The sequence below is a fragment of the Bradyrhizobium sp. NC92 genome (assembly GCF_025200865.1).
Taxonomy (GTDB): domain Bacteria; phylum Pseudomonadota; class Alphaproteobacteria; order Rhizobiales; family Xanthobacteraceae; genus Bradyrhizobium.
This window is the reverse complement of sequence record NZ_CP104171.1, coordinates 8,294,516-8,319,855: the sequence shown is the minus strand read 5'-3', so window position 1 is coordinate 8,319,855 and position 25,340 is coordinate 8,294,516. Positions and strand designations below refer to the sequence as shown.

At 64.3% G+C, this 25,340-nt stretch carries 19 protein-coding genes; 8 read left to right on the top strand and 11 right to left on the bottom strand.

The window, feature by feature from the left end; translation table 11 throughout:
- Nucleotides 1-8 precede the first annotated feature (8 nt).
- The 5 genes from N2602_RS38590 to N2602_RS38570 form a co-directional block, all read right to left on the bottom strand.
- The gene (locus tag N2602_RS38590; protein WP_260381344.1) at nucleotides 9-1,193 is read right to left on the bottom strand and encodes a substrate-binding domain-containing protein; all 1,185 of its coding nucleotides are present in this window, start codon (nucleotides 1,191-1,193) and stop codon (nucleotides 9-11) included.
- 106 nt (nucleotides 1,194-1,299) lie between these two features.
- Nucleotides 1,300-3,327, bottom strand: a complete 2,028-nt coding sequence (locus N2602_RS38585) for an acyl CoA:acetate/3-ketoacid CoA transferase (RefSeq protein ID WP_260381343.1) — start codon at nucleotides 3,325-3,327, stop codon at nucleotides 1,300-1,302.
- A 245-nt stretch (nucleotides 3,328-3,572) separates the two neighbouring features.
- Nucleotides 3,573-5,015 (bottom strand): sigma-54-dependent Fis family transcriptional regulator, encoded by a 1,443-nt coding sequence (locus N2602_RS38580; RefSeq protein ID WP_260381342.1) that lies wholly within the window; start codon nucleotides 5,013-5,015, stop codon nucleotides 3,573-3,575.
- 254 nt (nucleotides 5,016-5,269) lie between these two features.
- Nucleotides 5,270-7,006, bottom strand: a complete 1,737-nt coding sequence (locus tag N2602_RS38575) for a bifunctional diguanylate cyclase/phosphodiesterase (protein ID WP_260381341.1) — start codon at nucleotides 7,004-7,006, stop codon at nucleotides 5,270-5,272.
- A 440-nt stretch (nucleotides 7,007-7,446) separates the two neighbouring features.
- Nucleotides 7,447-8,412, bottom strand: coding sequence for a sensor histidine kinase (locus N2602_RS38570; protein WP_172787928.1), 966 nt, complete (start codon nucleotides 8,410-8,412; stop codon nucleotides 7,447-7,449).
- Between the two features lie 176 nt (nucleotides 8,413-8,588).
- Between N2602_RS38570 and N2602_RS38565 the strand changes: the two genes are divergently transcribed.
- Nucleotides 8,589-9,428, top strand: a complete 840-nt coding sequence (locus N2602_RS38565; RefSeq protein ID WP_172787927.1) for an SDR family NAD(P)-dependent oxidoreductase — start codon at nucleotides 8,589-8,591, stop codon at nucleotides 9,426-9,428.
- 226 nt (nucleotides 9,429-9,654) lie between these two features.
- Here N2602_RS38565 and N2602_RS38560 read toward each other — a convergent pair whose 3' ends face one another.
- Together N2602_RS38560 and N2602_RS38555 are read right to left on the bottom strand one after the other, a co-directional pair.
- A complete protein-coding gene (locus N2602_RS38560) occupies nucleotides 9,655-11,031 on the bottom strand; it encodes a cytochrome P450 (protein WP_172787926.1) in 1,377 nt (458 codons plus the stop codon).
- A gap of 242 nt (nucleotides 11,032-11,273) precedes the next feature.
- Nucleotides 11,274-12,509, bottom strand: coding sequence for an LLM class flavin-dependent oxidoreductase (locus N2602_RS38555; protein ID WP_260381340.1), 1,236 nt, complete (start codon nucleotides 12,507-12,509; stop codon nucleotides 11,274-11,276).
- A 341-nt stretch (nucleotides 12,510-12,850) separates the two neighbouring features.
- On the opposite strand from N2602_RS38555, the gene N2602_RS38550 reads away from it, so the two are divergent.
- Both N2602_RS38550 and N2602_RS38545 read left to right on the top strand, forming a co-directional pair.
- Complete coding sequence (locus tag N2602_RS38550) at nucleotides 12,851-13,030, top strand: hypothetical protein (RefSeq protein ID WP_260381339.1); 180 nt, start codon at nucleotides 12,851-12,853, stop codon at nucleotides 13,028-13,030.
- 127 nt (nucleotides 13,031-13,157) lie between these two features.
- Nucleotides 13,158-14,357: a PHB depolymerase family esterase gene (locus N2602_RS38545; protein WP_260381338.1), complete on the top strand. Its 1,200-nt coding sequence runs from the start codon at nucleotides 13,158-13,160 to the stop codon at nucleotides 14,355-14,357.
- A gap of 192 nt (nucleotides 14,358-14,549) precedes the next feature.
- Here the strand turns inward: N2602_RS38545 and N2602_RS38540 are convergent, their stop codons facing one another.
- On the bottom strand, nucleotides 14,550-15,230 hold the full coding sequence (locus N2602_RS38540) for an MBL fold metallo-hydrolase (protein ID WP_172787922.1): 681 nt from the start codon (nucleotides 15,228-15,230) through the stop codon (nucleotides 14,550-14,552).
- Between the two features lie 161 nt (nucleotides 15,231-15,391).
- On the opposite strand from N2602_RS38540, the gene N2602_RS38535 reads away from it, so the two are divergent.
- On the top strand, nucleotides 15,392-16,990 hold the full coding sequence (locus tag N2602_RS38535) for an alpha-amylase family glycosyl hydrolase (RefSeq protein WP_260381337.1): 1,599 nt from the start codon (nucleotides 15,392-15,394) through the stop codon (nucleotides 16,988-16,990).
- 177 nt (nucleotides 16,991-17,167) lie between these two features.
- Here the strand turns inward: N2602_RS38535 and N2602_RS38530 are convergent, their stop codons facing one another.
- A complete protein-coding gene (locus N2602_RS38530; RefSeq protein ID WP_260381336.1) occupies nucleotides 17,168-18,868 on the bottom strand; it encodes an alpha-amylase family protein in 1,701 nt (566 codons plus the stop codon).
- Nucleotides 18,869-19,161: 293 nt separating this feature from the next.
- Here N2602_RS38530 and N2602_RS38525 point away from each other — a divergent pair, with 293 nt between their 5' ends.
- Entirely contained in the window at nucleotides 19,162-19,650 is a 489-nt protein-coding gene (locus tag N2602_RS38525) for an MmcB family DNA repair protein (RefSeq protein WP_172788010.1), read from the top strand.
- 125 nt (nucleotides 19,651-19,775) lie between these two features.
- Here N2602_RS38525 and N2602_RS38520 read toward each other — a convergent pair whose 3' ends face one another.
- Together N2602_RS38520 and N2602_RS38515 are read right to left on the bottom strand one after the other, a co-directional pair.
- The gene (locus N2602_RS38520) at nucleotides 19,776-20,330 is read right to left on the bottom strand and encodes an ActR/PrrA/RegA family redox response regulator transcription factor (RefSeq protein WP_271505019.1); all 555 of its coding nucleotides are present in this window, start codon (nucleotides 20,328-20,330) and stop codon (nucleotides 19,776-19,778) included.
- 102 nt (nucleotides 20,331-20,432) lie between these two features.
- The gene (locus N2602_RS38515) at nucleotides 20,433-21,755 is read right to left on the bottom strand and encodes an ActS/PrrB/RegB family redox-sensitive histidine kinase (protein ID WP_260383812.1); all 1,323 of its coding nucleotides are present in this window, start codon (nucleotides 21,753-21,755) and stop codon (nucleotides 20,433-20,435) included.
- A gap of 119 nt (nucleotides 21,756-21,874) precedes the next feature.
- Between N2602_RS38515 and N2602_RS38510 the strand changes: the two genes are divergently transcribed.
- The 3 genes from N2602_RS38510 (at nucleotide 21,875) to N2602_RS38500 (ending at nucleotide 25,144) form a co-directional block, all read left to right on the top strand.
- Entirely contained in the window at nucleotides 21,875-22,678 is an 804-nt protein-coding gene (locus N2602_RS38510; RefSeq protein ID WP_172787918.1) for an ABC transporter ATP-binding protein, read from the top strand.
- 198 nt (nucleotides 22,679-22,876) lie between these two features.
- Nucleotides 22,877-23,695, top strand: a complete 819-nt coding sequence (locus N2602_RS38505; RefSeq protein ID WP_260381335.1) for an ABC transporter permease — start codon at nucleotides 22,877-22,879, stop codon at nucleotides 23,693-23,695.
- A gap of 120 nt (nucleotides 23,696-23,815) precedes the next feature.
- A complete protein-coding gene (locus N2602_RS38500; protein ID WP_172787916.1) occupies nucleotides 23,816-25,144 on the top strand; it encodes a polyhydroxyalkanoate depolymerase in 1,329 nt (442 codons plus the stop codon).
- Nucleotides 25,145-25,340 lie beyond the last annotated feature (196 nt).

The following is a 25,340-nucleotide window of genomic DNA, read 5'->3' as shown; positions in this document are numbered from 1 at the left end:
CAAGTAACCTACCGCTTGTTCTTGATCGGAACGTCCATGTTCTCGATCTTCAGCTCGCGCACCGGCTCGAGCACGGCCCAGGCGACGTTCGGATCGACCTTGACCTTGAAGTGATACATGCTCTGCAGCGCCTGATGGTCCTCTTTCCGGAACACCATCTTCCCCTTGGGCGTATCGAACTCCAGGCCTTCCATCGCGGTGATCAGCTTCTCGGAGTCGGTCGACTTCGCCTTGGTGACGGCGGCGACGACGGACATCGCGGCCGCAAAACCGCCCGCGGTGAAGAAGTCCGGCGGCGCGTTGAAGCGCTTCTGGTGCTCGGCGACCAGCCAGTCGTTCACCGGGTTCTTGGGGATCTCATAGAAGTAATAGGTCGCGCCTTCCATGCCGGGCAGGCCCTTATAGGCTGCGAGCGCCGGCAGGATGTTGCCGCCGGTGGAGAGCTCGATACCATAGCGCTTCGGATCCATGTCCTGGAGCTTGGCCAGCGGATTGCCGGCGCCGGCCCAGATCACCCAGATCACCTTGCGACCGGGCTTGTCCTTCAGCGCGTCGAACAGGCGTTGGCCGACCGCGGTGAAGTCGGTGGTCGAGGTCGGGGCATATTCTTCCGCCGCGAGCGTCGCACCGGTCTTGGCGAGCGCCTCCTTGAAGGCGGCGACGCCGTCGCGGCCGAAGGCGTAGTCCTGCGCCAGCGTCGCCACGGTGACGCCCTGCTTGCCGATCGCGACCGCGTTGGAGATCGCGTCCTGCGAGGAGTTGCGCGCGGTGCGGAAGATGTAGCGATTCCACTTCTCGCCGGTAATCTGGTCCGCGACCGCGGGCTCGACGATCAGGATCTTCTTGTTCTCCTCGGCGACGGGAAGAATGGCGAGCGCCGCGGCCGACGACGTCGTGCCGATCGCGATGTCGGCCTTGTCGTCCTGATAGGCTTCCGCGAGAGCGGCCTTGGCGAGGTCCGGCTTGCCCTGGTCGTCCTTGGTGATGATGACGATCTTGCGGCCGTCGAGCGTCATGCTGCCTTTGGTGGCGTATTCGAAACCCATCTTCAGGCCGGTCTCGGTCTGCTTGGCGTAGGCTTCGAGCGGACCGGTCTTGCCGTAGATCAGCGCGATCTTGAGATCGTCGGCCAGCGCGGAGGTGCCCGCGCCGAGCGCGAGAATGGTTGTTGCTATGATGAGTGATCGACGCACGATGGTCCCTCCTGATTCAAAGTTTCTCGGCAACAGCGATTTGCACAACGTTACAGACATTGCAATTGAACCTTCCGCCTGAGCATCTCGGCCTTTCGAACATGCATCATTTTTGAGCTGGCCGCGCAGCGCCGGCGCCCTCGGCTTGGCGCCGATCCGACTGTGCTTCCTCCGCACTCTCGAAGATGTGCGGCGCGACGCCGCGCTTCTCCAGGGCTTCGCCGAGCTTGATGCGCAGGAAGCCCGACGTGGTGTAGCGCGACACACCGGAATAGAAGCGGTCGACGAGGCTGCGGACCATGGCCGAATAATCGTCCATCAGCTCCGGCAGGATGGAAAAATTGTCATAATTGACGATGGCGTAGACCCGGCGTCCGAGCGGCGCCAGGCGGGCCTCGACAATGGCAGCGATGGTGTCGATCTCGGTCTTGCTGCGCAGCGGATAGCGTTCCAGGTTGACGAAGAACAGGTTTTGCTGCTCGTCCAGCGTGAAGCGCTGGTCGAGCGGGATCGTGAGGAGGCGCTCGCGCAGCTCCATCAGCCCGTCGCCGAAGATGCGCGCGTCCATCAGCGCCGGGTCGCGCGGGATCAGCGGCTTGAAATCCATCAGGCGCAGGATGTCGCGCTCGATGTCGATGCCGGGCGCGATTTCGATGAGCTCGAGCCCGCCCGGGCGGAGCTCGAACACGCACCGCTCGGTGACGTACAGCGTGCGCTGCTTGCGCGCGGCGGCAAACGGGCCGCTGAAGGTGACGTGCTCGACGCTCTCCACGAACTTGCGCGACTTGGCCTCGTCGAGGATGGCGAGCTTGCCGTCCTTCACCGCAATGCGCTGCTTGCCCGCGCCGAAGGTGCCGACGAAGATCACTTCCTTGGCGTTCTGGCTGATGTTGATGAAGCCGCCGGCCCCGGCAAGCTTCGGTCCGAATTTGCTGACATTGAGGTTGCCCACGCGATCGACCTGGGCGAGGCCGAGGAAGGCGGCATCGAGGCCGCCGCCGTCGTAGAAATCGAACTGATAGGGCTGGTCGATCACCGCCTGCGTGTTGATCGCCGCGCCGAAATCGATGCCGCTCGCGGGGATGCCGCCGATCACGCCGGGCTCCGCCGTCAGCGTGATGAGATCGATGATGCGCTCTTCGTTGGCGACCGAGGCGATCCCCTCCGGCATGCCGATGCCGAGATTGACGACGCTGTTGGCCTTCAGCTCCAGCGCGGCGCGCCGGGCGATGATCTTGCGCTCGCTGATCGGCATCACCGGCAGCGAGGCGGCGCGGACGCGGATCTCGCTCGAGAACGCCGGATTGTATTGCGTGCCGAACGTCTGCCAGTGATTCTCCGGCTTCGCTACCACGACGCAGTCGACGAGGATGCCGGGAATCTTGACCTGGCGCGGATTGAGGCTGCCGGCCTCGGCGACGCGCTCGACCTGGGCGATGACGATGCCGCCGGAATTGTGCGCCGCCATGGCGATGGTGAGCGCTTCCAGCGTCAGCGCCTCCTTCTCCATGGTGAGATTGCCGTCGGGATCGCCGGTGGTGGCGCGGATGATCCCGACGTCGATGGGAAAGGTCTTGTAGAGCAGGCACTGCTCGCCGCGCAGCGTGATCAGCTCCACCAGGTCCTCGGTGGTGCGCGCATTCAGCTTGCCGCCGCCGTGCCGGGGATCGACGAAGGTGCCCATGCCGACGCGGGTGATGTGGCCGGGGCGGTGCGCGGCGATGTCGCGGAACAGATGCGTGATGACGCCTTGCGGCAGGTTGTAGGCCTCGATCTGGTTCGCGATCGCGAGCTGCTGCAATTTCGGCGCAAGACCCCAATGCCCGCCGATCACGCGCCGCACCAAGCCTTCATGCGCGAAATGATTGAGGCCGCGCTGCTTGCCGTCGCCCTGCCCGGCGGCATAGACCAGCGTCAGGTTGCGCGGCTTGCCTTGCGTATAGGGCGCATCGCCCTCGTGGGACAGATACAGCTCCTCCAGCGCGACGGCGATCTCCTCGGCAAAGCCGATGCCGACGAACCCGCCGGTCGCCACCGTGTCGCCGTCGCGGATCAGCATGACGGCTTCATTCGCCGAGACGACCTTGCCCTTCTCGGAGTTGCGCAGATAAGGCAGAGCTGGATGATGGCTCACGGCGTTCCTCCCGCTCCCTGGACCGTAGGCCTTGTTTTGCTTGATCTTATCGCGAAGAGCTGCCCCGGAACAGGTTGCTCCTCGCGAAGGAAAGACGGCAAAGCGGATAGCAAGGTCCGCGCCAGATCCCGCAGTGCCGCGCAAAACCGCTGAAATCTGCGGCAATTGCCTGCAATTCACCCCCGAACAGCGGCCGGATGCGATGTCCGGAATCCGAGACTCCGGACACTCCCATGTCTCGAAACTCAGACGGGCGCCGATCCCGAGGCGAGGCCGAATTTGGCGAGCTTCTTGTAGAAGGTCGCACGCGAGATCCGCAGCATCCTGGCGGCCTCGGTGATCTGGCCGTTGCTGGCGGCGAGCGCTTGTTCGAGTGTCTGCTTCTCGAACTCGGCCTCGGCTTCGGCATAGGGCACCACCGATCCGGCCGGGCGCTCGGGCGGTGCAAGCCTGACCTCGGTCTCGATCGGGAGAATGCGGGCGACATCCTCGCCGGTCAGCCGCCCGGAATCGCTGAGGATCAGTGCGCGCTCGAGGATGTTGCGGAGCTCGCGGACATTGCCCGGCCAGTCGTAACGAGCGAGCGCAGCGAGCGCGCTCGGCGTGATCTTCGCCTTGACGTAGTCGCCCGATGCGCTGATGTCGTCGAGCAGCCGGGCGCAGATGTCAGGGAGATCGTCGAGGCAGTGGCGCAGCGGCGGCAGGTCGACCGAAAGCACGTTGAGACGGTAGTAGAGGTCGGCGCGAAATGCGCCGTCGCTGACGCGCTTGCGCAGGTCCACATTGGTCGCGGCGATGACGCGGACGTCGACCCTGGTGATCTTGTCCGAGCCGAGCGGCTCGATCTCGCGCTCCTGGAGCACCCGCAACAGCTTTGCTTGGAGCTGCAGCGGCATCTCGCCGATCTCGTCGAGGAACAGCGTGCCGCCGTCGGCAATGCGGAATTTGCCCTCGCGTCCCCGTCGGTCGGCGCCGGTATAGGCGCCCGGCGCAGTGCCGAAGAACTCCGATTCGATCAGCGTCTCGGGGATGGCGGCGACGTTGACGCTGACGAACGGCTTCTCGGCGCGCGAGGAGGCGTTGTGGATCGCCTGCGCCAGCATCTCCTTTCCCGTCCCGGTCTCGCCGGTGAGCAGCACCGTGACGCTCTGCCGCGCGGCGCGGCTGGCGAGCTCCTTGGCGCGCGCGATGGCCGGCGTCGTGCCGACGAAATCGGCGAAGGTGAAACGCGCCGCGCGGGCGTTGGACAATTGCCGCCGCGCCAGCCGCAGATCGCTCTCGAGCTGGGCGACGCGGGCGAGCAGGGGCTTCAGGCTTTCGAGATGATCGTAGAGCACGAAGCCGATCGCGCCGATCACCGTCCCGTTCTCGTCCTCGATCGGCATGCGGGTGACGACGAGCTGCTCGCCGCCGAGCTCCATGATGTCGAGCAGGATCGGCTCGCCGGTCTCTGCCACCCTCCGCATCAGGCTGTTGGGGATGACCTCCTCGATCGACCGGCCGACCGCCTCGCTGGGATGGTTGAGGCCGAGGGCTGCAAGATATTTCTCGTTGACGTAGACGACGCGCCCGCCGCGATCGATCGCAATCGCGCCCTCGCAGAGCTTCTCCAGCCGCTCGAACAGCGTCTCCATCGCGCGCGCACGGAGATAGGCGGGATCGCTGATCGAGGAGGAAGCGGCAGGCATGAGATACCTCGGGGAGGTCCGCCTGTGTATTACCAAAAGTGTAGCGATTTCAAAGGGGGAATTGGTGGCTAAGCCAGCTCCAGCAATTGCTGTCGTCCCGGGGCGCGAAGCGAGCCCGGGACCCATACCCCCAGGGAGCAATTTGGCGAAGACTCTGAGTGGGAGCGTCGCGCAGCAACTGCGCTCTGTGGTTATGGGTCCCGGGCTCGCGCTTTGCGCGCCCCGGGACGACAGCGGGATGTGTTGTGCTGCCCCTACCGCCGATACCCGCTCGCCCGTGAATAGCCCTGGCGGTTCTGTTGCGCCGGGCGGCTTGCCACGCTGACCCGCGCCTCGCTCGAGGAAGGCGTTGCGAGCTTCAGCTCCTCCAGGAAGATCGGCCGCGAGAAGTAATAGCCCTGCGCGTAGCGGATCTTGGTGGCGGCCTGCAGATAGGCCAGCTCCTCGTAGGATTCGAGGCCTTCGGCGATCACCGTCATGCCGAGCGCCTCGCTCAAGGATTCGATCGCGCGCAGGATGCCCTGGCTGCGCGGACGCTTATGGATGTCGGTGATGAAGGAGCGGTCGATCTTGATCTCGTCCGCGGTGATGTCGGCCAGCGCCGAGAGCGAGGAATAGCCGGTGCCGAAATCGTCGATCGAGATGCCGACGCCGAGCTTGCGGAACATCGGCAGGATCTCGGCCTGGAAGTGATTCTTGGCGACGAAGGCGTCTTCGGTCACCTCGATCATGAACCGCTGCGGAAAGCCGGTGTCGTCCAGCGCCTGCGCAAAGCTGCGCATGAACTCGGGATTGTCGGCCTGCTTGGCGGCGACGTTGATGCTGATGGTCGCTTCCGGGCCGAACGTGTCGTTGATCAGGTCGATCGACTTGACGATCTCGGCGAGCACGAGATGGGTCAGCTCGTCGATCAGGCCGAGCTCGCCGGCAAGATTGATGAACGAGCCGGGTGCCTGGATCACGCCTTCGTCGTCACGCAGGCGCACCAAGGCCTCGATGCCCTTCACCGCCTGCGTGCGGATGTCGACCTTGGACTGGAAGGCGCAGCAGAAGCGCTTTTCCAGGATCGCGAGCCGCAGCGACTGCTCGACCTTCATCCGCGCCTGCGCCTCGCGCTCCATGCTGGCATCGAAGAAAGCGGCCAGTCCCTTGCCGTTGTTCTTGATGCGGTACATCGCGATGTCCGCGTTCTGCCGCAGCGTCTCGAAGCTGCCGCCATGGTCAGGATAGAGGCTGATGCCGACCGAGGTCGAGGCGAACACTTCCGAATGGTCGATGAAGAACGGCGCGGTCAGCCGCTCCAGCGTCGATTGCATGAATTCGGCGACTTCCTCCTGTCCCTGGATCGGTGACAGCAGCAGCAGGAATTCGTCGCCGGAGATGCGCGAGAGCATGTCGGAATCGCGCAAGTCACGTCCGAGCCGCTTCGACAGCTCGACCAGCAGCGCGTCGCCCACGGCGTGGCCGTAATAGTCGTTGATGTGCTTGAAATTGTCGACGTCGAGAAAGGCCAGCGCAAAGCGTTCGTCGCCGCGGTCGCGCGCGAGCAGGGCATTGGCGCGGTGCTCGATCACGCGCCGCGAGGGCAGCCCGGTCAGCTCGTCGAAATAGGCCGAGCGGAACAGCTGGTCCTCGAAATTCTTCTGCTCGGTGATGTCGGAGGACGCCGAGATCAGGAGCTCGCGTCCGTCGAGACGAACCGGACGATGGGTCGTGAGCAGCACCTTTCGCGCGGCGCCGACGTGAAGCGCTTCCTCGCTCACGACCGGCTGGCCGGCGCTCAGCGCCTGCCGGCAGGCTTCGCGGCGCGGCGTCAGATCGGGTGAAGGACGGCTGCCATCCAGGCCGAGCTGCGCGGCGGCGGCATCGTTGACCAGCAGCAGTTCGCCATTCGCGTCCTGCACGGTGAGGCCGGCCGGCAGCATTCTAACGATTTCCTTGAGAAAACCGAGCTCGGCTTCAGTCGCGCCGGAATATCGATTGTCGTTCATAGAAGTCATGAATCTTGTTGTTTGAGCGCGCCTTTAGCAATGGGCGCGATCTTCCGCGGTTCCCTCTTAAGTTTGGTTAAGGGGTCGGGAGAAATACGGGGGTGTTTTGGAGAAAACTTGCGACGATCCGACGCGCGCCGACGATCGTCATTAACAGAGCGTCAACGCGCTCAGCAAAACAGCGCGAGGTATGCGCGTGGGAGCGATTTCGCCTGCGGCCATCCTTCGAGACGCCCGCCGTCGGCGGGCTCCTCAGGATGAGGAGCGGAGTGCGCTGCGCCAGTTTCAACGAACACCGAGGCCGCTTAGCCTCATCCTGAGGAGACCGCGAAGCGGTCGTCTCGAAGGACGAGGCGCTTGCTCAGGTCGCGCAAATGCCGCACGCGATTGCGCCACCGCGCAAGCGGGGGGAAGGATTGCACCTTTCATGTCGCGATGTTCTATTCGCTTCGTGGAATTCGACACTGCATGATGCAATGCAGACCGGTTTTCAGATACGAGATCTCGGTCCTGCCGTCGAAAGCCGAGAGTGCCGATTTCAAGAGCTTGGTGCCGAAGCCGGGCTCCGACACCTTGTCTACGCTCGGTCCTTCGGTTTCGTCCCAGGTGACGGTCAGGCGGTCGTCGATGATGGTCCATGACACCTGCAACAGACCGCGCGGGGCGGAGAATGCGCCGTACTTGCCCGCATTGGTGGCTAGCTCGTGAAACATCAATGACAGCGTGACGGCGAGCTTCGGCGGCAGGAACAGCCGCTCGCCGTTGAGCGTGAAGCGGACATGGCCGTAAGGCCCGAGCTCGGAGATCAGGAGGTCACGGATGTCGCAGCCGGCCTTGTCGATCCGCGAGATCAAATCGTCGGTTGCGGCCAGCGAGCGCAGCCGCGGATCGACCCGGGCCCAGACCTGCGGCTGGTCGTGCAGCACCTGGTGCAGCACCGCATGCACCGTGGACAGCTTGTTCTTCAGCCGGTGCTGGAGCTCCTCCACCAGCAGCTTGCGATAATCTTCTTCCTCGATCAGGCGTTTGGAAATTCGGCGCTGCTCGGCCAGCATGGTGCGATAATGCTCGACACCCCAGATGGTCATCGCGCACACGGCCCAGTAAAGCGCCAGCAGGGCAAACCGCGCGCGATCGGCAAAAGCATCGCCGAAATTGAGGACGACGCCGAGCACGCCGCCGACGAGCGCCGTCACGATGCCGATCCGGAAGCCGCCCAGGGCCGCAGCAAAGAACACGGCCGGGAAGTAGGGCGTGAAATAGATGTCGGGACGAACCTGAGCGAGGCCCCAGCGGACCAGGGTTGCACCCAACAGGCAGACCACCGCAAAGCCGATGCTCAGACCGAGCGAAGGCGGCGCCGTACCCTGCCAGCCCTTGCGGAACTCGTCGATCAGCTTCTTCATGCGCTGCCCGGTTGCGATGGGCGTACGACGGTCGAGCGGCCCGCGAGGATGTTACGCATGCCGCTCGTCCAAGCATAGCTTGCCTTGTCGGAAGCGGGCAGGGATAGTGACCGCTGCGGCGACGGCGGCCGGCATTCGCCTTTTGGCATCAAATCGCTCGAAAACAGGAACATTCCATGGGCAGGCTGGACGGCAAGGTTGCGGTGATTACGGGAGCGACGAGCGGCATCGGATTGCGCACTGCGGAAGTCTTCGTTGCCGAAGGTGCCAAAATTGTGATCGCGGGTCGGCGCGTGCCGGAAGGCGAGGCGTTGGCGAAGCAACTCGGGGAGAGTTGCATCTTCCGTCAGACCGACGTCACCGTCGAAGCGCAGATGCAGGCGCTGATCGCGCTCGCGGTGGACAAGTTCGGCAGGATCGATTGCCTGTTCAACAATGCCGGCGGGCCGGCACAGACCGGCGGCATCGAGGGCCTCGAGGTCGAGCGGTTCGATGCGGCCATGGCGACGCTGGTGCGCAGCGTCATGCTCGGCATGAAGCACGCCGCGCCCTACATGAAGAAGCAGGGCGCGGGCAGCATCATCAACAATGGCAGCATTGCTGGCCGCCTCGCCGGCTTCTCGTCGTCGATGGTCTATAGTGCGGCCAAGGCGGCGGTGATCCACCTCACCAAATGCGTGGCGATGGAGCTCGGCGAATCCAACGTCCGTGTCAACGCGATCTCGCCCGGTGCGATCGCGACCGGCATCTTCGGCAAGGCGCTGGGGCTCTCGACCGATGCCGCCGAGAAGACGCCGGCAGTGATGCGCGAGGTCTACAAGACCGCGCAGCCGATCCCGCGGGCCGGCCTCCCCGACGACATCGCACAGGCCGCAGTGTTCCTGGCCAGCGACGAATCCAGCTTCATCAACGGCCACGACCTCGTCGTCGACGGCGCCATGACCGGCGGCCGCAATTGGAGCCAGCAGCAGCAGGGCTATGTGGCCCTGCGCAAGGCGTTCGACCAGGGGGCGTAGAAGCCCCACCGACGGTGCCGTAGGGTGGGCAAAGGCGCGCTCTTGGCGCGCCGTGCCCACCATCGATGTTTGAATCCGGCGAGGCATGGTGGGCACGCTTCGCTTTGCCCACCCTACGAGACTAGGCTTCCGTCATTGCGAGGAGCCCTTGCGACGAAGCAATCCAGACTGTTTCCGGGGAGACAGTCTGGATTGCTTCGCTTCGCTCGCAATGACGGTGGTGACGCTAAACCGCCCTCACTCGCACCCGCAGCCCGTCCCGCGGCTTCGGGATCGGCCACATCTGCCAGTCCGGCTTGTAGCCTGGTGCGAGCGACACCTCGATGTTCTCCAGGAAATGCCGCGCGAAACACTTCGCCTGCATGTAGGCGAAGTGCAGGCCTAGGCACATATGCGCGCCGCCGCCGAAGGGCACGAAGGCGAAACGGTGGCGGCCGCGCTGCGCGTCCTCGGTGAAGCGCAGGGGATCGAAACGGTCCGGCTCCGGCCAGATCTCCTTCATGTGGTGCGTATAAAGCGGGTTGATGCCGACCGCCGTGCCGGCGGGGATCGCAAAACCCTTGAAGCTGAAATCGCGCATCGCGCGGCGCGGCATCGACGGCACCGGCGGCTTGATCCGCAGCGCTTCCTTGAACGCCATCTCGGTCAGCGGCATCTTTTCCAGATCGTCGAAGCTGGTCGGCGCGCCGGAGACGAGACCGAGCGCGAGCACCTCCGCGCGCAGCCGGTCCTGCCAGTCCGGATTGGCGGCGAGCTCGCCGATGAAGGAGGTCAGCGACGAGGTCAGCGTGTCGTGCGCGGCCATCATCAGGAAGCTCATATGGTCGATGATGTCCTGGTCCGACAGCAGCGCGCCGTCCTCATGGGTGGCGCGGCAGAGCTGCGAGAACAAATCGTCGCCGCCGTGATTGCCGCGTCGCAGCGGAATCTGCTCGCGGAAATAGGCGATGATGCGCTTGCGTCCCTTCACCCCTCGCGCCATCTGGGTGCCGGGCAGGGGACGGCGGATCGGGGTGACGGCGGCCGCCACCATGTCGATGAAGGCGCGGTTGATCTCGTCGACCTCGGGCCCGATATCGGCGCCGAGGAACGAGGCCGCGGCGAGATCGAGTGTGAGCTGCTTCATCGCCGGATAAAGCTGCATCTCGCCCGGCTTGGCCTTCCATTGCGCGACGCGCGCGGAAATGCCGCGGTCGAGATCTCCGAGATAGGACTTCATCGGCCCGGATTTGAAGGCGACCGAGAGCGCCTTGCGATGCAGGCGATGCTCCTCGAAATCGAGCAGCATCAATCCGCGCGGAAACAACAGCCCCAGCACCTTGTCCCAGCCATGAGTCGAGGAGAACAGCTTCTGCTGGTCGAACAGCACGAGCTCGTTTGCCTCGGGCCCGAGCAGCACGACATTGGTCTCGCCGAAAAAATGCGTGCGGTAGACCAGGCCGTACTTGGCGCCGTTCGCTTCGATGTGGCCCTTGGGATCGGCGAGCACCTGAAAGGTCTTGCCGATGATCGGCCAGCCTTCGTCGCCGGGAATGTGGGTCAGCTCGTTGCGCCGCGGCGGAGTGAACGGAAGCGCAGGGGCGGCCAAATTCTGCATCGACATGACGATTGCTCCGATTGGCTGGCTCGGCGAGCATAGCACGGTCTGGCCGCGATGAGCTGCGGTCGTCTTGCGCACAAAATCGTCACACCCACCGCCGTCGTCCCCGCGAAGGCGGGGACCCATAACCCCAGGGAGAAGTTGTGGTGCGAGGCTGGTAGCTGCGAGTCTTCGAAAATCCGCATCCTGTGGTTATGGGTCCCGGGCTCGCGCTGCGCGCGCCCCGGGACGACGAGCGGGGCGCCCTATCGCTTCGCCGCTTCCTTCTGCAGATCCGGCGCGTTGACGGCGGGAATGGCGACGCGGCCGGGGCCGGTGACCTTCAGTGCCTCGGCGGCCTTCTCGTTCTCCATGATCTTGGCCATCACGGCCTGGCCCGCACGCTCGAAGATCGCACGGTTCTCGATCACGAATTTTTGCGACCTGCGAAGACCGTCGATATAGCCGTTGATCTCGGGCACGACGTAGCGCGCCACCATGTCCCAGCTTCGGCGTGTGTTTTCCGGATTGGCCCAGTCGTGCACGAAGCCGATGATGGCGCCGACGCCGCCGGAGACCTGCATCACGTTCTTGATGGTTTTGACGAGATCGTCGGGCGTGCCGATGGTGGACGCCGCGCCCTCGACGAAGGCGGTCTTGTCGACGGCCTCGTCGGGCGAGGAGAACGCGGTGAGGCCCGGCCGCTGCAGCGTGCCGACATTATATTCGTTGTGCCAGCGCATCAGGCCCGCGCCGGCCTCGCGTCGGGCTTGTTCACGCGTCTCCGCGATGTGCCAGGTCAAGAGCACGCGCCAGTCGGCGCGGTCGACCTTGGCGCCGTGCTTCTTGGCGGCATCCTCGGCGAACTGCCATTGCTGCTGCAGCGACATCAAGCCCTGCGTCGTCATCGAGCCCAGCGAGATGATGCCGATGCCGTATTTGCCGGCCAGCGTCATGCCGGAGGGCGAGATCTGCGAGGCCACCACGAACGGCATCTCCTCCTGCAAGGGCAGGATCTGCAGCGCGGCGTCGTTCATCGTGAACCAGTCGCTCCTGGCGGTGACGCGCTCGCCGTTGAAGAGGCGGCGGATCACGCCGATCGCCTCGTCCTGGCGGTCGCGCTGCGTCATCGGATCGATGCCGAGCGTGTGCGCATCGGAGGCGAGCGCGCCCGGTCCGGAGCCGAAAATGGCGCGGCCGCCGGTCATGTGATCGAGCTGCACCATGCGCTGGGCGACGTTGAAGGGATGGTGATAGGGCAGCGACACCACGCCGGTGCCGAGCTTGATCCGCTTGGTGCGCTCGCCGGCCGCGGCCAGGAACATCTCGGGCGAGGCGATCATCTCCCAGCCCGAGGAATGATGCTCGCCGCACCAGAACTCGTCATAGCCGAGCGCATCCAGCTGCTCGACGAGGTCGAGATCGCGCCGGAACTGCAGCATCGGATGCTCCCCGATCGGGTGATGCGGGGCAAGAAAGGCTCCGAACTTCAGGCGCGCCATGTGTTCTCTCCGGCTGAATTTTCTGTTTGTTGGTCGTGTCAGGCTACGTGCCTGACCGCGCGAACGCAATCACGCGATGTCCCGCGTGGTGGAATGCAGGCATGCGCCGAAGCGAGGAGGGGAGCCTCAGCGGGGGCGGATGTAATTCAGTGTGTCGATGGTGCCACGCCGTCATTGCGAGCGCAGCGAAGCAATCCAGAGTATCTCCGCGGCATGACTCTGGATTGCTTCGCTTCGCTCGCAATGACGTGTCGAGAGGGCGTCGCTCAAGCGATATCGGACTCGTGGAGAGGCGAAGCGATCTGCGATCGAATGAAGAGGCGCACGCGTTGGCGCCCAGGATGATCGTCTTCAGCTATGGCGCGACGATCAGATCGGAAATGCGGCCGGAATGGCCGCAATCAGCACGCGTAGCCTTTCTCGTCTCGCTCGCGCTGTTTGTGACATTAATCGTGACCCCGCGCCGCATTTCCGGCGCGGATGCGCCGCGCCTCTGCAAGAAGTCGAGGCATTGCTGTTAATACCTGCGGAATCCTGCGGTCTTCCCGCGAATTTCACCGAGATCGACAGCGCACGGTCTTTTTATTTTGCAACGCAGCAACTATCTGGTTGGGCTGGACGTTGAACGTCGCCCACCAGGACATTGCCGTGTCGTTAGCCAGAAATATCGATCTCTTGAGACGTCTGCCCAGGCTGGACGGACTGCGCTTCGCCGAGCCCGGCCGCGGTGCAGGTGGATTCAGCCCGCTGCAGGAGGTCACTGGCTTCGGCGACAATCCCGGCGCCTTGCGCATGTTTGCGTTCGTGCCGGCGCAATTGCAGCGGCCGCGCGCGCTCGTCGTCGTGCTGCATGGCTGCGGGCAGACGGCGGCCGGTTACGATCTCGGCGCCGGCTGGTCGACGCTCGCGCAGCATTACGGCTTTGCGCTGCTGATGCCCGAGCAGCAGCGCATCAACAACGCCAACACCTGCTTCAACTGGTTCAATCCGGAGGACACCGCGCGGGACAGCGGCGAGCCGCGTTCGATCCGCGCGATGATCGCGCACATGGTGAAGGCGCATCGCATCGATCCCAGGCGCGTCTTCATCACCGGCCTGTCGGCCGGCGGCGGCATGACGTCGGTGATGCTCGCGACCTATCCGGAAGCCTTTACCGCGGGCGCGATCATTGCCGGGCTGCCTTACGGCATCGCCTCGAATCTGCGCGAGGCGCTCGACGGCATGTTTCATTCTCCGGTGCGTCCTGGGCGCGAGCTCGGCGATCTCGTGCGCAGCGCCTCCGATCATCGTGGGCCCTGGCCGAGGGTTTCGGTGTGGCACGGCAGCGCCGACCGCACCGTCAATCCCGGCAATGCCAACGAGATCGTCAAGCAGTGGCTCGACCTGCACGGTCTGCCCGAAGTGCCGATGGCGGAGACCAATGTCGACGGCTATCCGCGCCAGGCCTGGTGGGACAAGGACGGCGAGACGCTGGTCGAGTCCTTTGCCATCACCGACATGGCGCACGGCACGCCGCTTGGGCTCGCCGACAACGATCAGCGCTACGGCATCGAAGGCGCCTTCCTGATCGAGGCCGGCATCTCATCGTCCTACCACATCGCGAAGTTCTTCGGCCTCACCGGCTGGATTCCGGACGCCGCCACGAAGAAGGCGGAGGCCAAGCCTGCCATGAAGTCCGCTACGAAGCCTGCCGCGAAACCGGCGCTCTCGCCTGCGCCGCATCTCGCCCGCTCGATCCGCACCGCGGTTGCCGCAGAGCCGGCCGAGCCGCAGCGCGAAATGGCGCGCGGCTTCGACATCGGCCAGATCATCACCCGCGCGCTGACGGCCGCGGGATTGATGAAGTAGTTGGTCGACACACATTCAGCCGTCGTCCCGGACAAGCGCGCCTCAAGCGCGCGCAGATCCGGGGCCCATAGCCACAGGACAAAGTTGGGCACGAAGAGGTAACTCCGAGTCCCGTAACCACATCTCCCTGTGGTTATGGATCCCGGATCTGCGCTTGCGCTTGTCCGGGATGACAGCGGAGTTTGTAGCGCCTCACATCTCGCCGGTGATGAACGGATTGGTCATCCGCTCCTGGCCGATGCTCGAGCCGGCGCCGTGGCCGCAGATGAAGCCGACGTCGTCGCCGAGCGGCAGCAATTTCGTCTTGATCGAGTCGATCAGCGTTGCGTGACTGCCGCCGGGCAGGTCGGTGCGCCCGACCGAGCCGGCGAACAGGACGTCGCCGACATGGGCAAAGCGCAGATCCTTGTTGAAGAACACCACGCTGCCCGGCGAGTGGCCGGGGCAATGCAGGATGTCGAAGTGCAGGTCGCCGATCGACACGCGCTCGCCCTCGTCGAGCCAGCGGTCGGGCGTGAAATCGCGTCCTCCGGTCATGCCGAAGCGCGCGCCGCTCGCCACGACGTTGTCGAGCAGGAACTTGTCCGCGACATGCGGACCCTCGATCGGCACCTTCAGCGCATCGCGCAGCTCGGCCGCGCCGCCGACGTGATCGATATGGCCATGGGTCAGCCAGATCTTCTCCACGGTGACGCCGGTTTGCTTGATCGCATCCAGAATCTTCGGCACGTCGCCGCCGGGATCGATCACCACGGCCTTCTTGGAAGGCTCGTCCCAGATGATGGTGCAGTTCTGCTCGAATAGCGTCACGGGAACGATGATCGCGCCCGCCTTGGCTTGCCGGGATTCTTGGGTGTCGTTTTGCTCGGTCATGGCCTCACAATGCCGATTTTTGCCGGGCCGCCAAGCAAAAGATTCGTGCCCGCGCCGGGGAACAACCGTCACACGGCCGTCCCAATTGGCCTGCCAATTTGAACCGGGGCGTTGCTGTCGCGTTCTCCCGCGCAAGGCGGCGGATTTGGGTGGTCTTCGGCATGGCTCACGACAACGAGAATTGGTGGCGCGACGGCATCTTCTATCAGATCTATCCGCGCTCGTTTCAGGACTCGAACGGCGATGGCGTCGGCGATCTCGCCGGCATCCTGCAGCGGCTGCCTTACGTCAAATCGCTCGGCGTCGACGCGATCTGGCTGTCGCCGATCTTTCCCTCGCCGATGGCGGATTTCGGCTACGACATCTCGGACTATGTCGGCATCGAGCCGCTGTTCGGCACGATGGCGGATTTCGACGCGTTGCTCGCGGCCGCCCATGACAATGGCCTGAAGCTGATCCTCGACCTCGTGCCGAACCACACCTCCGACCAGCACCCCTGGTTCGTCGAGAGCCGGTCCTCGCGCGACAATCCCAAGCGCGATTGGTACATCTGGCGCGATCCGGCAGAAGGCGGCGGCGTGCCGAACAATTGGCTGTCCGAGTTCGGCGGCAGCGCCTGGGCGTTCGACGAGGCCACGGGGCAATATTACTACCACGCCTTCCTCGCCCAGCAGCCGGATCTCAACTGGCGCAATCCGGACGTCCGCGCCGCGATCTACGACGTGATGCGGTTCTGGCTGGACCGGGGTGTCGACGGCTTTCGCGTCGACGTGATCTGGCACCTGATCAAGGACGCCGAATTCCGCGACAACCCGCCCAACCCGCATTATGTCGAGGGCCGCCCGCCGAACGAGAGGATCCTGACGCAATATTCCACCGACCAATCGGAGGTGCACGATGTCATCGCCGAGATGCGGCGTGTCACCGATTCCTATGGCGCGCGCGTCCTGATCGGCGAGATTTATCTGCCGCTGCACCGGCTCATGGCCTATTACGGCAACGATCTCACCGGCGCGCAGATGCCGTTCAATTTCGCGCTGCTCTCGACCTTCTGGAGCGCCCGCTCGATCGAAAAGATCATCGAGGATTACGAGAAGGCGCTGCCGCGCGGTGCCTGGCCGAACTGGGTGCTCGGCAACCACGATCGCCCGCGCGTCGCGAGCCGCGTCGGGCCAGAGCAGGCCCGCGTTGCCGCCATGCTGCTGCTGACGCTGCGCGGCACGCCGACGCTTTATTACGGCGACGAGATCGGCATGCACCAGCTCGCGATCGCGCCGGAGGATGTGCGCGACCCCTTCGAGAAGAACGTGCCCGGCATCGGTGTCGGCCGCGACGGCTGCCGCACGCCGATGCAATGGGATTCCACGAACTTCGCCGGCTTTTCACAAGCAAGGCCGTGGCTGCCGCTGCCGGAGGACCACATCCGCGAGAATGTCGCCAATCTCGAATCCGATGCGCGCTCCATCCTCAGCCTCTACAAGCGCCTGATCGGCTTGCGGAAGAGCTGTCCCCCGCTGGTCGCAGGCGATTATCATCCGATCGCCGCGCAAGGCGATCTCCTGATCTACCGCCGGGAGGCCGCCGGCAAGGCCGTGATCGTGGCGCTCAATCTCGGCCCCGATCCGGTCGCGGTGACCACCAGCGCGATCCGTTTCGGCAGCAGCATCCTGCTGTCGACGTTCCTGGATCGCGAAGGTGAGGAGATCGAAGGCGTGCTGAACCTGCGCGGCAATGAGGGCGTGGTGGTGGCGTCGACGTAGGCGTCGCTTTCGCTGGGAGAACGGCGGAGAAGGTGGCCACCGCTATCTCCCCGTCATTGCGAGGAGCCCTTGCGACGAAGCAATCCAGAGTCTTTCCGTTGAAAAGATTCTGGATTGCTTCGCTGCGCTCGCAATGACGATCGTTGAAACAGCGGAGCTAGCGACGGCGTCTCGACCTCACCCCGGATGCTTCTTCCCGCCCACGGCGTCATCGTCGATATCGCTCCGCTTCAACAGATAATCCAGCCCGCCGACGCGATACCAGCGGTAGCCATAAGGCTCCAGCACGATGCGATGCTGGCCGCGCTTGTCGGCGTGGCTGTGGTCCTCCGCGAGCAGATTGATCAGGTGCGCGCCGGTCTCGCCTGACAGCCCTGTCGAGAACGCGACCTCGCGCGGCTTCTCGTCGAGATTGTGCACGAACAGCACCGAATTGTTGCGCCAATCGTAGCGCATGATGAACACCGCGGGATCGCGCACGGGAATGATGGTGAAATCGCCCCAGCCGACCTCAGGCACTTCCTTCCGCATGCGGATGATGCGCTCGGTCCAGTTCAGCATGGAGTTCGGATCGCGCCGCTGTTTTGCGACATTGACGTGCGGAAAGCCGTAAGGGCCCTCGTCGATGACGGGACATGCAGGCTTGTCGCTCTTGGTGAAGCCGCCATGCGGCTCGGTCGACCATTGCATCGGCGTGCGCGCGCAATTGCGCTCGGGCAATGAGAGGTCGTCGCCCATCGCGATCTCGTCGCCGTAGCGGATCACGGGCGTCCCCGGCAGCGTGCACATCAGGCTGTAGGCGAGCTCGAGCCGCCTGCGGTCGCCGCCCAGCATCGGCGCGAGCCGCCGGCGGATGCCGCGGTCGTAGAGCTGCATGTCCTTGTCGGGTCCGAACGCTTTGAACACGGTGTCGCGCTGGGTCTTGGTCAGCCGCCCCAGATCGAGCTCGTCGTGATTGCGCAGGAACAGGCCCCATTGCGCCGTCGCCGGCCGCGGTTTTGTTGCTTTCAGCGCCTTCGCTAGCGGACGGCCATCCGCGGATGCCAGCGCGTAGAATAGGTGCTGGTTGACGTGGAAGTTGAACATCATGTGCATGCGATCGCCGTCGCGCCCGAAATACTTCATGTCCGTCTTCGGCAGCACGTTGGCTTCGGCGAGAATGATGGCGTCGCCCTGCCGCCATTGCAGGAATTCGCGGAAGGCGCGCAGCATGTCGTATTGTTCGACCGGCTTTTTCACCTTCGCGCCTTTGGTGGCGATGATGAAGGGCACGGCGTCCATGCGGAAGCCGGAGACGCCGAGCTGGATCCAGAAGCCCATGATCTTCAGGATCTCGGCCTGCACATGCGGGTTCGAGGTGTTGAGATCCGGCTGGAAATCGTAGAAGCGGTGGAAGTAATACGCGCCCGATTCCTTGTCGCGCGTCCAGGTCGATTTCTGCACGCCGGGAAACACCATGCCCTTGTTGGCACCGGGAGGCTTCTTGTCCGACCAGACGTACCAGTCGCGATAGGGCGAAGCCTTATCGCGCCGCGCTTCCTTGAACCAGCGGTGCTGGTCCGAGGTGTGATTGACGACGAGGTCGATGATGACGCGGATGCCGCGCTGCTTGCAGCCATGGGTGAATTCGACGAAATCGCCGAGCGTGCCGTAGCGAGGATCGACGCTGTAATAGTCGGCGACGTCGTAGCCGTCGTCCCGACCCGGCGAAGTCTGGAACGGCATCAGCCAGATCGTGGTGATGCCGAGCCCGTGCAGATAATCCAGCCGCCGCAACAGGCCCTTGAAATCGCCGACGCCGTCGCCGTTGGCGTCCATATAGGAGCCGACGGACAGGCAATAGATCACGCCGTTCTTGTACCAGAGATCGTCGATCATGCGCGAGCCGCTCGGTGGGTGGTTCCGCCCGGGTGGGCGGCTGCGTGATAAGTGTTAAGGCCGAGCGCGGTTCCGCGCTCTCACGTCACACTCGCTGTCGTCCCGGGGCGCGCGCAGCGCGAGCCCGGGACCCATAACCACAGGCAGCAACCTTGCGAAGACTCGGAGTTACCCGCTTTGCCCCACACGTCGCCCCGTGGTTACGGATTCTCAGATGCGCAATTGCGCATCATAGCTCGCGCTGCGCGCGCCTCGGAATGACGGGCGAGATGGAATCGGGTACTCTCCCCGCCATGGACAACACCGCCCGCATCACCCTCGTGCCGCCGCCGGATCGCCGCCAGTCGGAGACGGCGCTGGCCATCGCGCGCGGCACCGCGCGTCTGCTGCGCTCGCTCGGCTTCTCCTGCATCAGCGAATTGCCGCTGCCGTCCGGCCGGCGTGCCGATCTCGTCGCGCTGAACGAGCGCGGTGAGATCTGGATCGTCGAGATCAAGTCGTCGGTCGAGGATTTGCGCGCCGACCAGAAATGGCACGAATACCGCGCCCATTGCGACCGGCTGTTCTTCGCCTTCACGCAGGATCTGCCGTGCGAGATCTTCCCCGAAGACACCGGCCTGATCATCGCCGACGCCTACGGCGCGCACCTGCATTGCGAGGCGCCCGAGCACAAGCTCGCGGCCGCCACGCGCAAGCAGATGACGGTACGGTTCGCAATGGCGGCGGCCTTGCGGATCAACCGCCTGGTCGATCCGCAGGGCCACGCGGATTTTTGGGAATAGCAGGCGCCGCAAAATAAGGTGCCGTAGGGTGGGCAAAGCGTAGCGTGCCCACCAAACTAGTCGATCATGATTGGAGAGATATGGTGGGCACGGCGCTTCGCGCCTTTGCCCACCCTACGACACCTTTACCTCGGCGCGCGCTTGGCCAGGATCCGCTGCAAGGTGCGGCGGTGCATGTTGAGCCGGCGCGCCGTTTCCGAGACGTTGCGGTTGCACATCTCGTAGATGCGCTGGATGTGCTCCCAGCGGACGCGGTCGGCCGACATCGGGTTGGCCGGCAGCTCGGATTTCTCGGTGTTGGTCGACAGCAGCGCGGCGACGACGTCGTCGGCATCCGCCGGCTTGGAGAGATAATCGATCGCGCCCATTTTCACCGCGGTCACCGCGGTGGCGATGTTGCCATAGCCGGTCAGCACGATGGCGCGTGCATCCGGGCGCTTCTTCTTCAGCGCCGAGACCACGTCGAGGCCGTTGCCGTCGCCGAGGCGCAGATCCACCACCGCGAAGGCCGGCGCCGATTTGCCGATCTGCGCAAGGCCATCCGACACCGTGTCGCATGACGTGACGGCAAAGCCCCGTGTCTCCATGGCGCGCGACAGCCGCTCCAGAAACGGCTTGTCGTCTTCCACGATGAGAAGCGAGCGGTCGGTCTGTTCGTTCAGTTCGGCAATGGCGTTCAAGGTTGTGTCCTCTCTCCAGCACATTGACATATGGCGTCGCAATCGCGCGGTGCCAAGGCGGCAAATGGTCGACCCGGCCCGTTGTGCGACGCAAGGTCGCGGCTATCCTATTGTTTCTTCGAGCGTCTCGATAGCCTCAAAACGCTGTCTCGGCCACGTGATCTGCACCACCGCACCATGGTCCGGAAAGATCCGGTTGGTAAACGAGACCTTGGCGCCGGTGCGTTCCAGCAAGGTGCGCGCGATGAACACGCCGAGGCCGAGGCCGCGCCGTTCGCCGCCGCCGTCGTCCTGGGGGCGCCGCCGCGACAGATAGGGTTCGCCGATCCGGTTGAGGATATCGGGCGGAATGCCGGGTCCGTCGTCGGAGATCAAGAGCTCGATATGGTCATTGTTCCACCAGGCATTCACCTCGACCGTGGTGCGGGCGAAATCGACCGCGTTCTCGACGATGTTGCCGATGCCGTAGAGGATCGCGGGGTTGCGTGAGCCGACCGGCTCGGCCGCCGCGGCCACCGCGATCCGCACCTTGATCTCGACGCCGAAATCGCGGTGCGGCGCCACCACCTCCTCGATCAGCTCCGACAGCTTCATGTGGTCGAACGGCGCGCCGGTGGAGGAGAGCTGGGTGATCTTGCTGAGGATGTCGCGGCAGCGCTGGGTCTGCTCGCGCAAGGTCTTCAGGTCGGCGGCGATGCTTGCGTCCTTCACGGTTTTTTCCAGCTCGCGCGCGATCAGGAAGATCGTCGCGAGCGGCGTGCCGAGCTCGTGCGCGGCCGCGGCAGCAAGGCCATCGAGCTGGGTCAGGTGCTGCTCGCGCGTCAGCACCAGCTCGGTCGCGGCCAGCGCGTCCGCGAGCTTGCGCGCCTCCTCGGTCACCTGGAACGAGTAGAGGCTGGTGACGCCGATCGCGAGCGCGATCGAGAGCCAGACGCCGACGAGATAGATCGGCGGCAGCACCAGGGGATCGTCGGAATCCCACGGCAGCGGAAAATGATAGAAGAACAGCACCGACGCGCAGGCCACTGCGAGCAGGCCGAGGCCGAAGGTGAAGCGGGCCGGCAGCGCCGTGGCCGAGATCAGCACGGGCGCGAGGAACAGGAACGAGAACGGGTTCTGCAGCCCGCCGGTGAAGAACAACAGGCCCGCCAGCTCGACGATGTTCAGCGCGAGAAGGCCGGCCGCCTGCAGCGGCTCCAGCCGCCGCATCGGATTGGCCGCGGTCTGGAGCGCGAGGTTGAGCGCCGCCGACAGCGCGATGATGCTGACGCAGGGGATGATCTCGACGTTGAACTCCAGCCCCTGGGCCACGATGAAGATCGCCGCGAGCTGGCCCAGCACCGCGAGCCAGCGCAGCCGCAGGATCGTGTCCAGCCGGATATGCCGCTGCGCGTGGCGGAAGTCGGAATCGGCAATTTCGGTCATATCGGCCAATGTGGCGGCGCCTTCCAAGGTCACGAACGCTGGGCTTGCGGAACCGCCCGCGGAGGAGCCCTTACATCAAGCCTTGCGCTCGCCGATGCAATAGCAGAAGAACGGCCAGCATGACCGAGAATGGCAAGGCTTCAAGTCGGCCGACTGTCGCGGATCGAAATTCGTCCGCGGCAATTGCGGTCGAGCATCTCGTCAAGGTCTACAAGCAGACCCGCGCCGTCGACGACATCTCCTTTTCGCTGCCGCGCGGCAGCATCACGGGGCTTCTCGGCGGCAATGGCGCCGGCAAGACCACGACCATCGCGATGATCATGGGCCTGGTGTTGCCGACCTCCGGCCGCGTGCAGGTGCTCGGTCATGAGATGCCCGACGAGAGCGCGTCCGTGCTGGGACGGATGAATTTCGAGAGCCCCTATGTCGACATGCCGATGCGGCTCACGGTGCGGCAGAACCTCACCGTGTTCGGCAAGCTCTATGCCGTGAAGAACCTCACTGAGCGCATTACCAGGCTCGCCGCCGATCTCGACCTCGGCGATTTCATCGACCGCGCCAACGGCAAGCTCTCCGCAGGGCAGAAGACCCGGGTTGCGCTGGCGAAGGCGCTGATCAACCAGCCCGAGCTGCTGCTCCTCGACGAGCCGACCGCCTCGCTCGACCCCGATACCGCCGATTGGGTGCGGGCGCATCTGGAGCAGTACCGCCGGGACAACAACGCCACCATTCTCCTGGCCTCGCACAACATGCTCGAGGTCGAGCGGCTCTGCGACCGCGTCATCATCATGAAGCGCGGCCGCATCGAGGACGACGATACGCCCGAGGCGATCATGGCCCGCTACAACCGCACCACGCTGGAGGAGGTGTTTCTGGACGTCGCCCGCGGCCGGGCAAACGGCGCGAAGGAGGCGGTGCGATGAGGGGGCTCCTATGTCGGTCCTCGTCATTCCGGGGCGCGCGGAGCGCGAGCCCGGAATCCATAACCACAGGCCGCTGTAGTCGGGCGAGACGGTCAACTCCGAGTCTTCGCCAAATTCGATCCTGTGGCTATGGATCCCGGGCTCGCGACTTCGTCGCGCCCCGGGATGACAAGCTCCTCCTGGGTACGCGGCGTCGATATGAATGACCTCTCCCTCGCCCGCGGCATCTCCGTCCATCGCATCGGCGCGATGATCCTGCGCTATTGGTATCTGCTGCTGTCGTCCTGGCCGCGGCTGCTCGAGCTGCTCTATTGGCCGGCGCTGCAGGTCATCACCTGGGGCTTTCTCCAATATTACATCGCCGAGAACGCCAACTTCTTCGCGCGCGCCGGCGGCACGCTGATCGGCGCCGTCCTCCTCTGGGACATCCTGTTCCGCGGCCAGCTCGGCTTCTCCATCTCCTTCCTGGAGGAGATGTGGGCGCGCAACATCGGCAATCTCATGATGAGCCCGCTGCGGCCGATCGAGTTTCTGCTCTCGCTGATGGTCATGAGCCTGATCCGGCTTGCGATCGGGATCATTCCGATGACGCTGCTGGCGCTGTTCCTGTTTCACTTCAACGTCTATGCCCTCGGCCTGCCGCTGATCGCGTTCTTCTGCAATCTGATCTTCACGAGCTGGTCGGTCGGCATCTTCGTCTCGGGACTCGTGCTGCGAAATGGCCTCGGCGCCGAGAGCATCGTCTGGACGTTGATGTTCGCGATCCTGCCGCTCGCCTGCGTCTACTACCCCGTCAGCGTATTGCCAGTCTGGCTCCAATACGTCGCCTGGGCATTGCCGCCGACCTACGCCTTCGAGGGCATGCGCGCGCTGCTGATCGAGCAGACCTTTAGGACCGATCTGATGCTGGAGGCGTTGGTGATCAACGCCGTCCTTTTGGTTGCATCTTTTGGGGCATTCCTTGCCCTTTTGCGCAGCGCAAAGCGGCACGGCTCGCTGCTGTCCAGCGGTGAATAACGTCACTTTCCCGTGGATTCAGGCTGATTTAGCCGTTCCGGGCACGTAGATGTACGGAGCGATGCATTGACGCAATATTGCGCATTCGGCAGTATGCTGCGATGCGAAGAGGATTATAATATGCCTATTGGTGAGTTTGGCGGCGCGCCGCCCCTGGCGGCAGAAGGCAGTCCGGTCCTGACGACGCCGATGTACTGGATGTACGAGATGGCTCACGCCTCTCTCAATCCGGCTCGTGCGGTCACCGACGCGACCAAGCTGCTGTTTCAGAATCCCCTCAATCCCTGGTCGCGTACCGAGGTCGGCAAGTCGGTCGCCGCGGCCTGCGAATTGTTCGAGCGCACCACGCGCCGCTACGGCAAGCCGGAATGGGGCCTCAACGACACCGAGGTCAACGGCATCCGCGTCCCCGTCGAGATCCGCTCGGTCTGGGAAAAGCCGTTCTGCAAGCTGCTCTACTTCGATCGCAAGTTCGCCCGTCCGCTGCGCAGCCCGCAGCCGCGCGTGCTGATCGTGGCCCCGATGTCCGGCCATTATGCGACGCTGCTGCGCGGCACGGTCGAGGCCTTCCTGCCGGCGCATGAGGTCTACATCACCGACTGGGCCGATGCCCGCATGGTGCCCTTGAGCGATGGCCGCTTCGATCTCGACGACTATATCGACTATGTCATCGAGATGCTGCATGTGCTCGGCGGCAACACGCATGTGATGGCAGTGTGCCAGCCCTCCGTGCCCGTCGTCGCGGCGGTCTCGATCATGGAAGCGCGGCGCGATCCGTTCGTGCCGACCTCGATGACGCTGATGGGCGGCCCGATCGACACCCGCCGCAATCCGACCGCGGTGAACAACCTCGCCCAGGAGCGCGGTATCGACTGGTTCCGCAACCACGTCATCACCAAGGTGCCGTTCCCGCATCCGGGCATGATGCGCGACGTCTATCCGGGATTCTTGCAGCTCAACGGCTTCATCAGCATGAATCTCGACCGGCACATGGATGCCCACAAGCAGCTGTTTGCCCATCTGGTGAAGGGCGACGGCGACCTCGTCGACAAGCATCGCGACTTCTACGACGAATATCTCGCGGTGATGGATCTGCCGGCCGAGTATTACCTGCAGACCGTCGACACCGTGTTCGTGAAGCACTCGCTGCCCAAGGGCGAGATGACCCATCGCGGAACCCGCGTCGATCCTTCCAAGGTCAAGCGCGTCGCGTTGATGACGGTCGAAGGCGAGAACGACGACATCTCCGGTCTCGGTCAGACCGAAGCGACGCACACATTGTGCAGCGCGATTCCCGATCATCGCCGCGTTCATTACGTCCAGAAGGGCGTCGGACATTACGGCGTGTTCAACGGATCGCGATTCAAGTCGGAGATCGTGCCGCGGATTCACGACTTCATGGTTTCGGCTGCGAATCCTGCTTCGTTGCAGGCGCTCGCGGCCGAATAATCCTGAATTTCGGCTTTCCCGTCGAAATTTCGGCCCCTGCCAAGGCCTTCGGCAGGGGCAAGTTCCCGCCAGATTCGCGGTATTTAGGTAGCTTTATAGGAGTGAGTCTACCCTCACCCCTTGGGGGTGTCGCATGCGTCCAGCGGGGGCGAAAAAAGCCGGTTCCAACCCCAGTCTGTAGCGTCTCCCGGACGCC

What these genes read in the sequence shown, in the direction of transcription:
- N2602_RS38525 (WP_172788010.1), top strand. Translation starts at nt 19,162, where the DNA reads ATGGACAACACCGCCCGCATCACCCTCGTGCCGCCGCCGGATCGCCGC.
- N2602_RS38550 (WP_260381339.1), top strand. Translation starts at nt 12,851, where the DNA reads ATGATCGTCTTCAGCTATGGCGCGACGATCAGATCGGAAATGCGGCCG.
- N2602_RS38560 (WP_172787926.1), bottom strand. Translation starts at nt 11,031, where the DNA reads ATGTCGATGCAGAATTTGGCCGCCCCTGCGCTTCCGTTCACTCCGCCG.
- N2602_RS38510 (WP_172787918.1), top strand. Translation starts at nt 21,875, where the DNA reads ATGACCGAGAATGGCAAGGCTTCAAGTCGGCCGACTGTCGCGGATCGA.
- N2602_RS38540 (WP_172787922.1), bottom strand. Translation starts at nt 15,230, where the DNA reads ATGACCGAGCAAAACGACACCCAAGAATCCCGGCAAGCCAAGGCGGGC.
- N2602_RS38555 (WP_260381340.1), bottom strand. Translation starts at nt 12,509, where the DNA reads ATGGCGCGCCTGAAGTTCGGAGCCTTTCTTGCCCCGCATCACCCGATC.
- N2602_RS38570 (WP_172787928.1), bottom strand. Translation starts at nt 8,412, where the DNA reads ATGAAGAAGCTGATCGACGAGTTCCGCAAGGGCTGGCAGGGTACGGCG.
- N2602_RS38515 (WP_260383812.1), bottom strand. Translation starts at nt 21,755, where the DNA reads ATGACCGAAATTGCCGATTCCGACTTCCGCCACGCGCAGCGGCATATC.
- N2602_RS38535 (WP_260381337.1), top strand. Translation starts at nt 15,392, where the DNA reads ATGGCTCACGACAACGAGAATTGGTGGCGCGACGGCATCTTCTATCAG.
- N2602_RS38505 (WP_260381335.1), top strand. Translation starts at nt 22,877, where the DNA reads ATGAATGACCTCTCCCTCGCCCGCGGCATCTCCGTCCATCGCATCGGC.
- N2602_RS38565 (WP_172787927.1), top strand. Translation starts at nt 8,589, where the DNA reads ATGGGCAGGCTGGACGGCAAGGTTGCGGTGATTACGGGAGCGACGAGC.
- N2602_RS38580 (WP_260381342.1), bottom strand. Translation starts at nt 5,015, where the DNA reads ATGCCTGCCGCTTCCTCCTCGATCAGCGATCCCGCCTATCTCCGTGCG.
- N2602_RS38530 (WP_260381336.1), bottom strand. Translation starts at nt 18,868, where the DNA reads ATGATCGACGATCTCTGGTACAAGAACGGCGTGATCTATTGCCTGTCC.
- N2602_RS38575 (WP_260381341.1), bottom strand. Translation starts at nt 7,006, where the DNA reads ATGAACGACAATCGATATTCCGGCGCGACTGAAGCCGAGCTCGGTTTT.
- N2602_RS38500 (WP_172787916.1), top strand. Translation starts at nt 23,816, where the DNA reads ATGCCTATTGGTGAGTTTGGCGGCGCGCCGCCCCTGGCGGCAGAAGGC.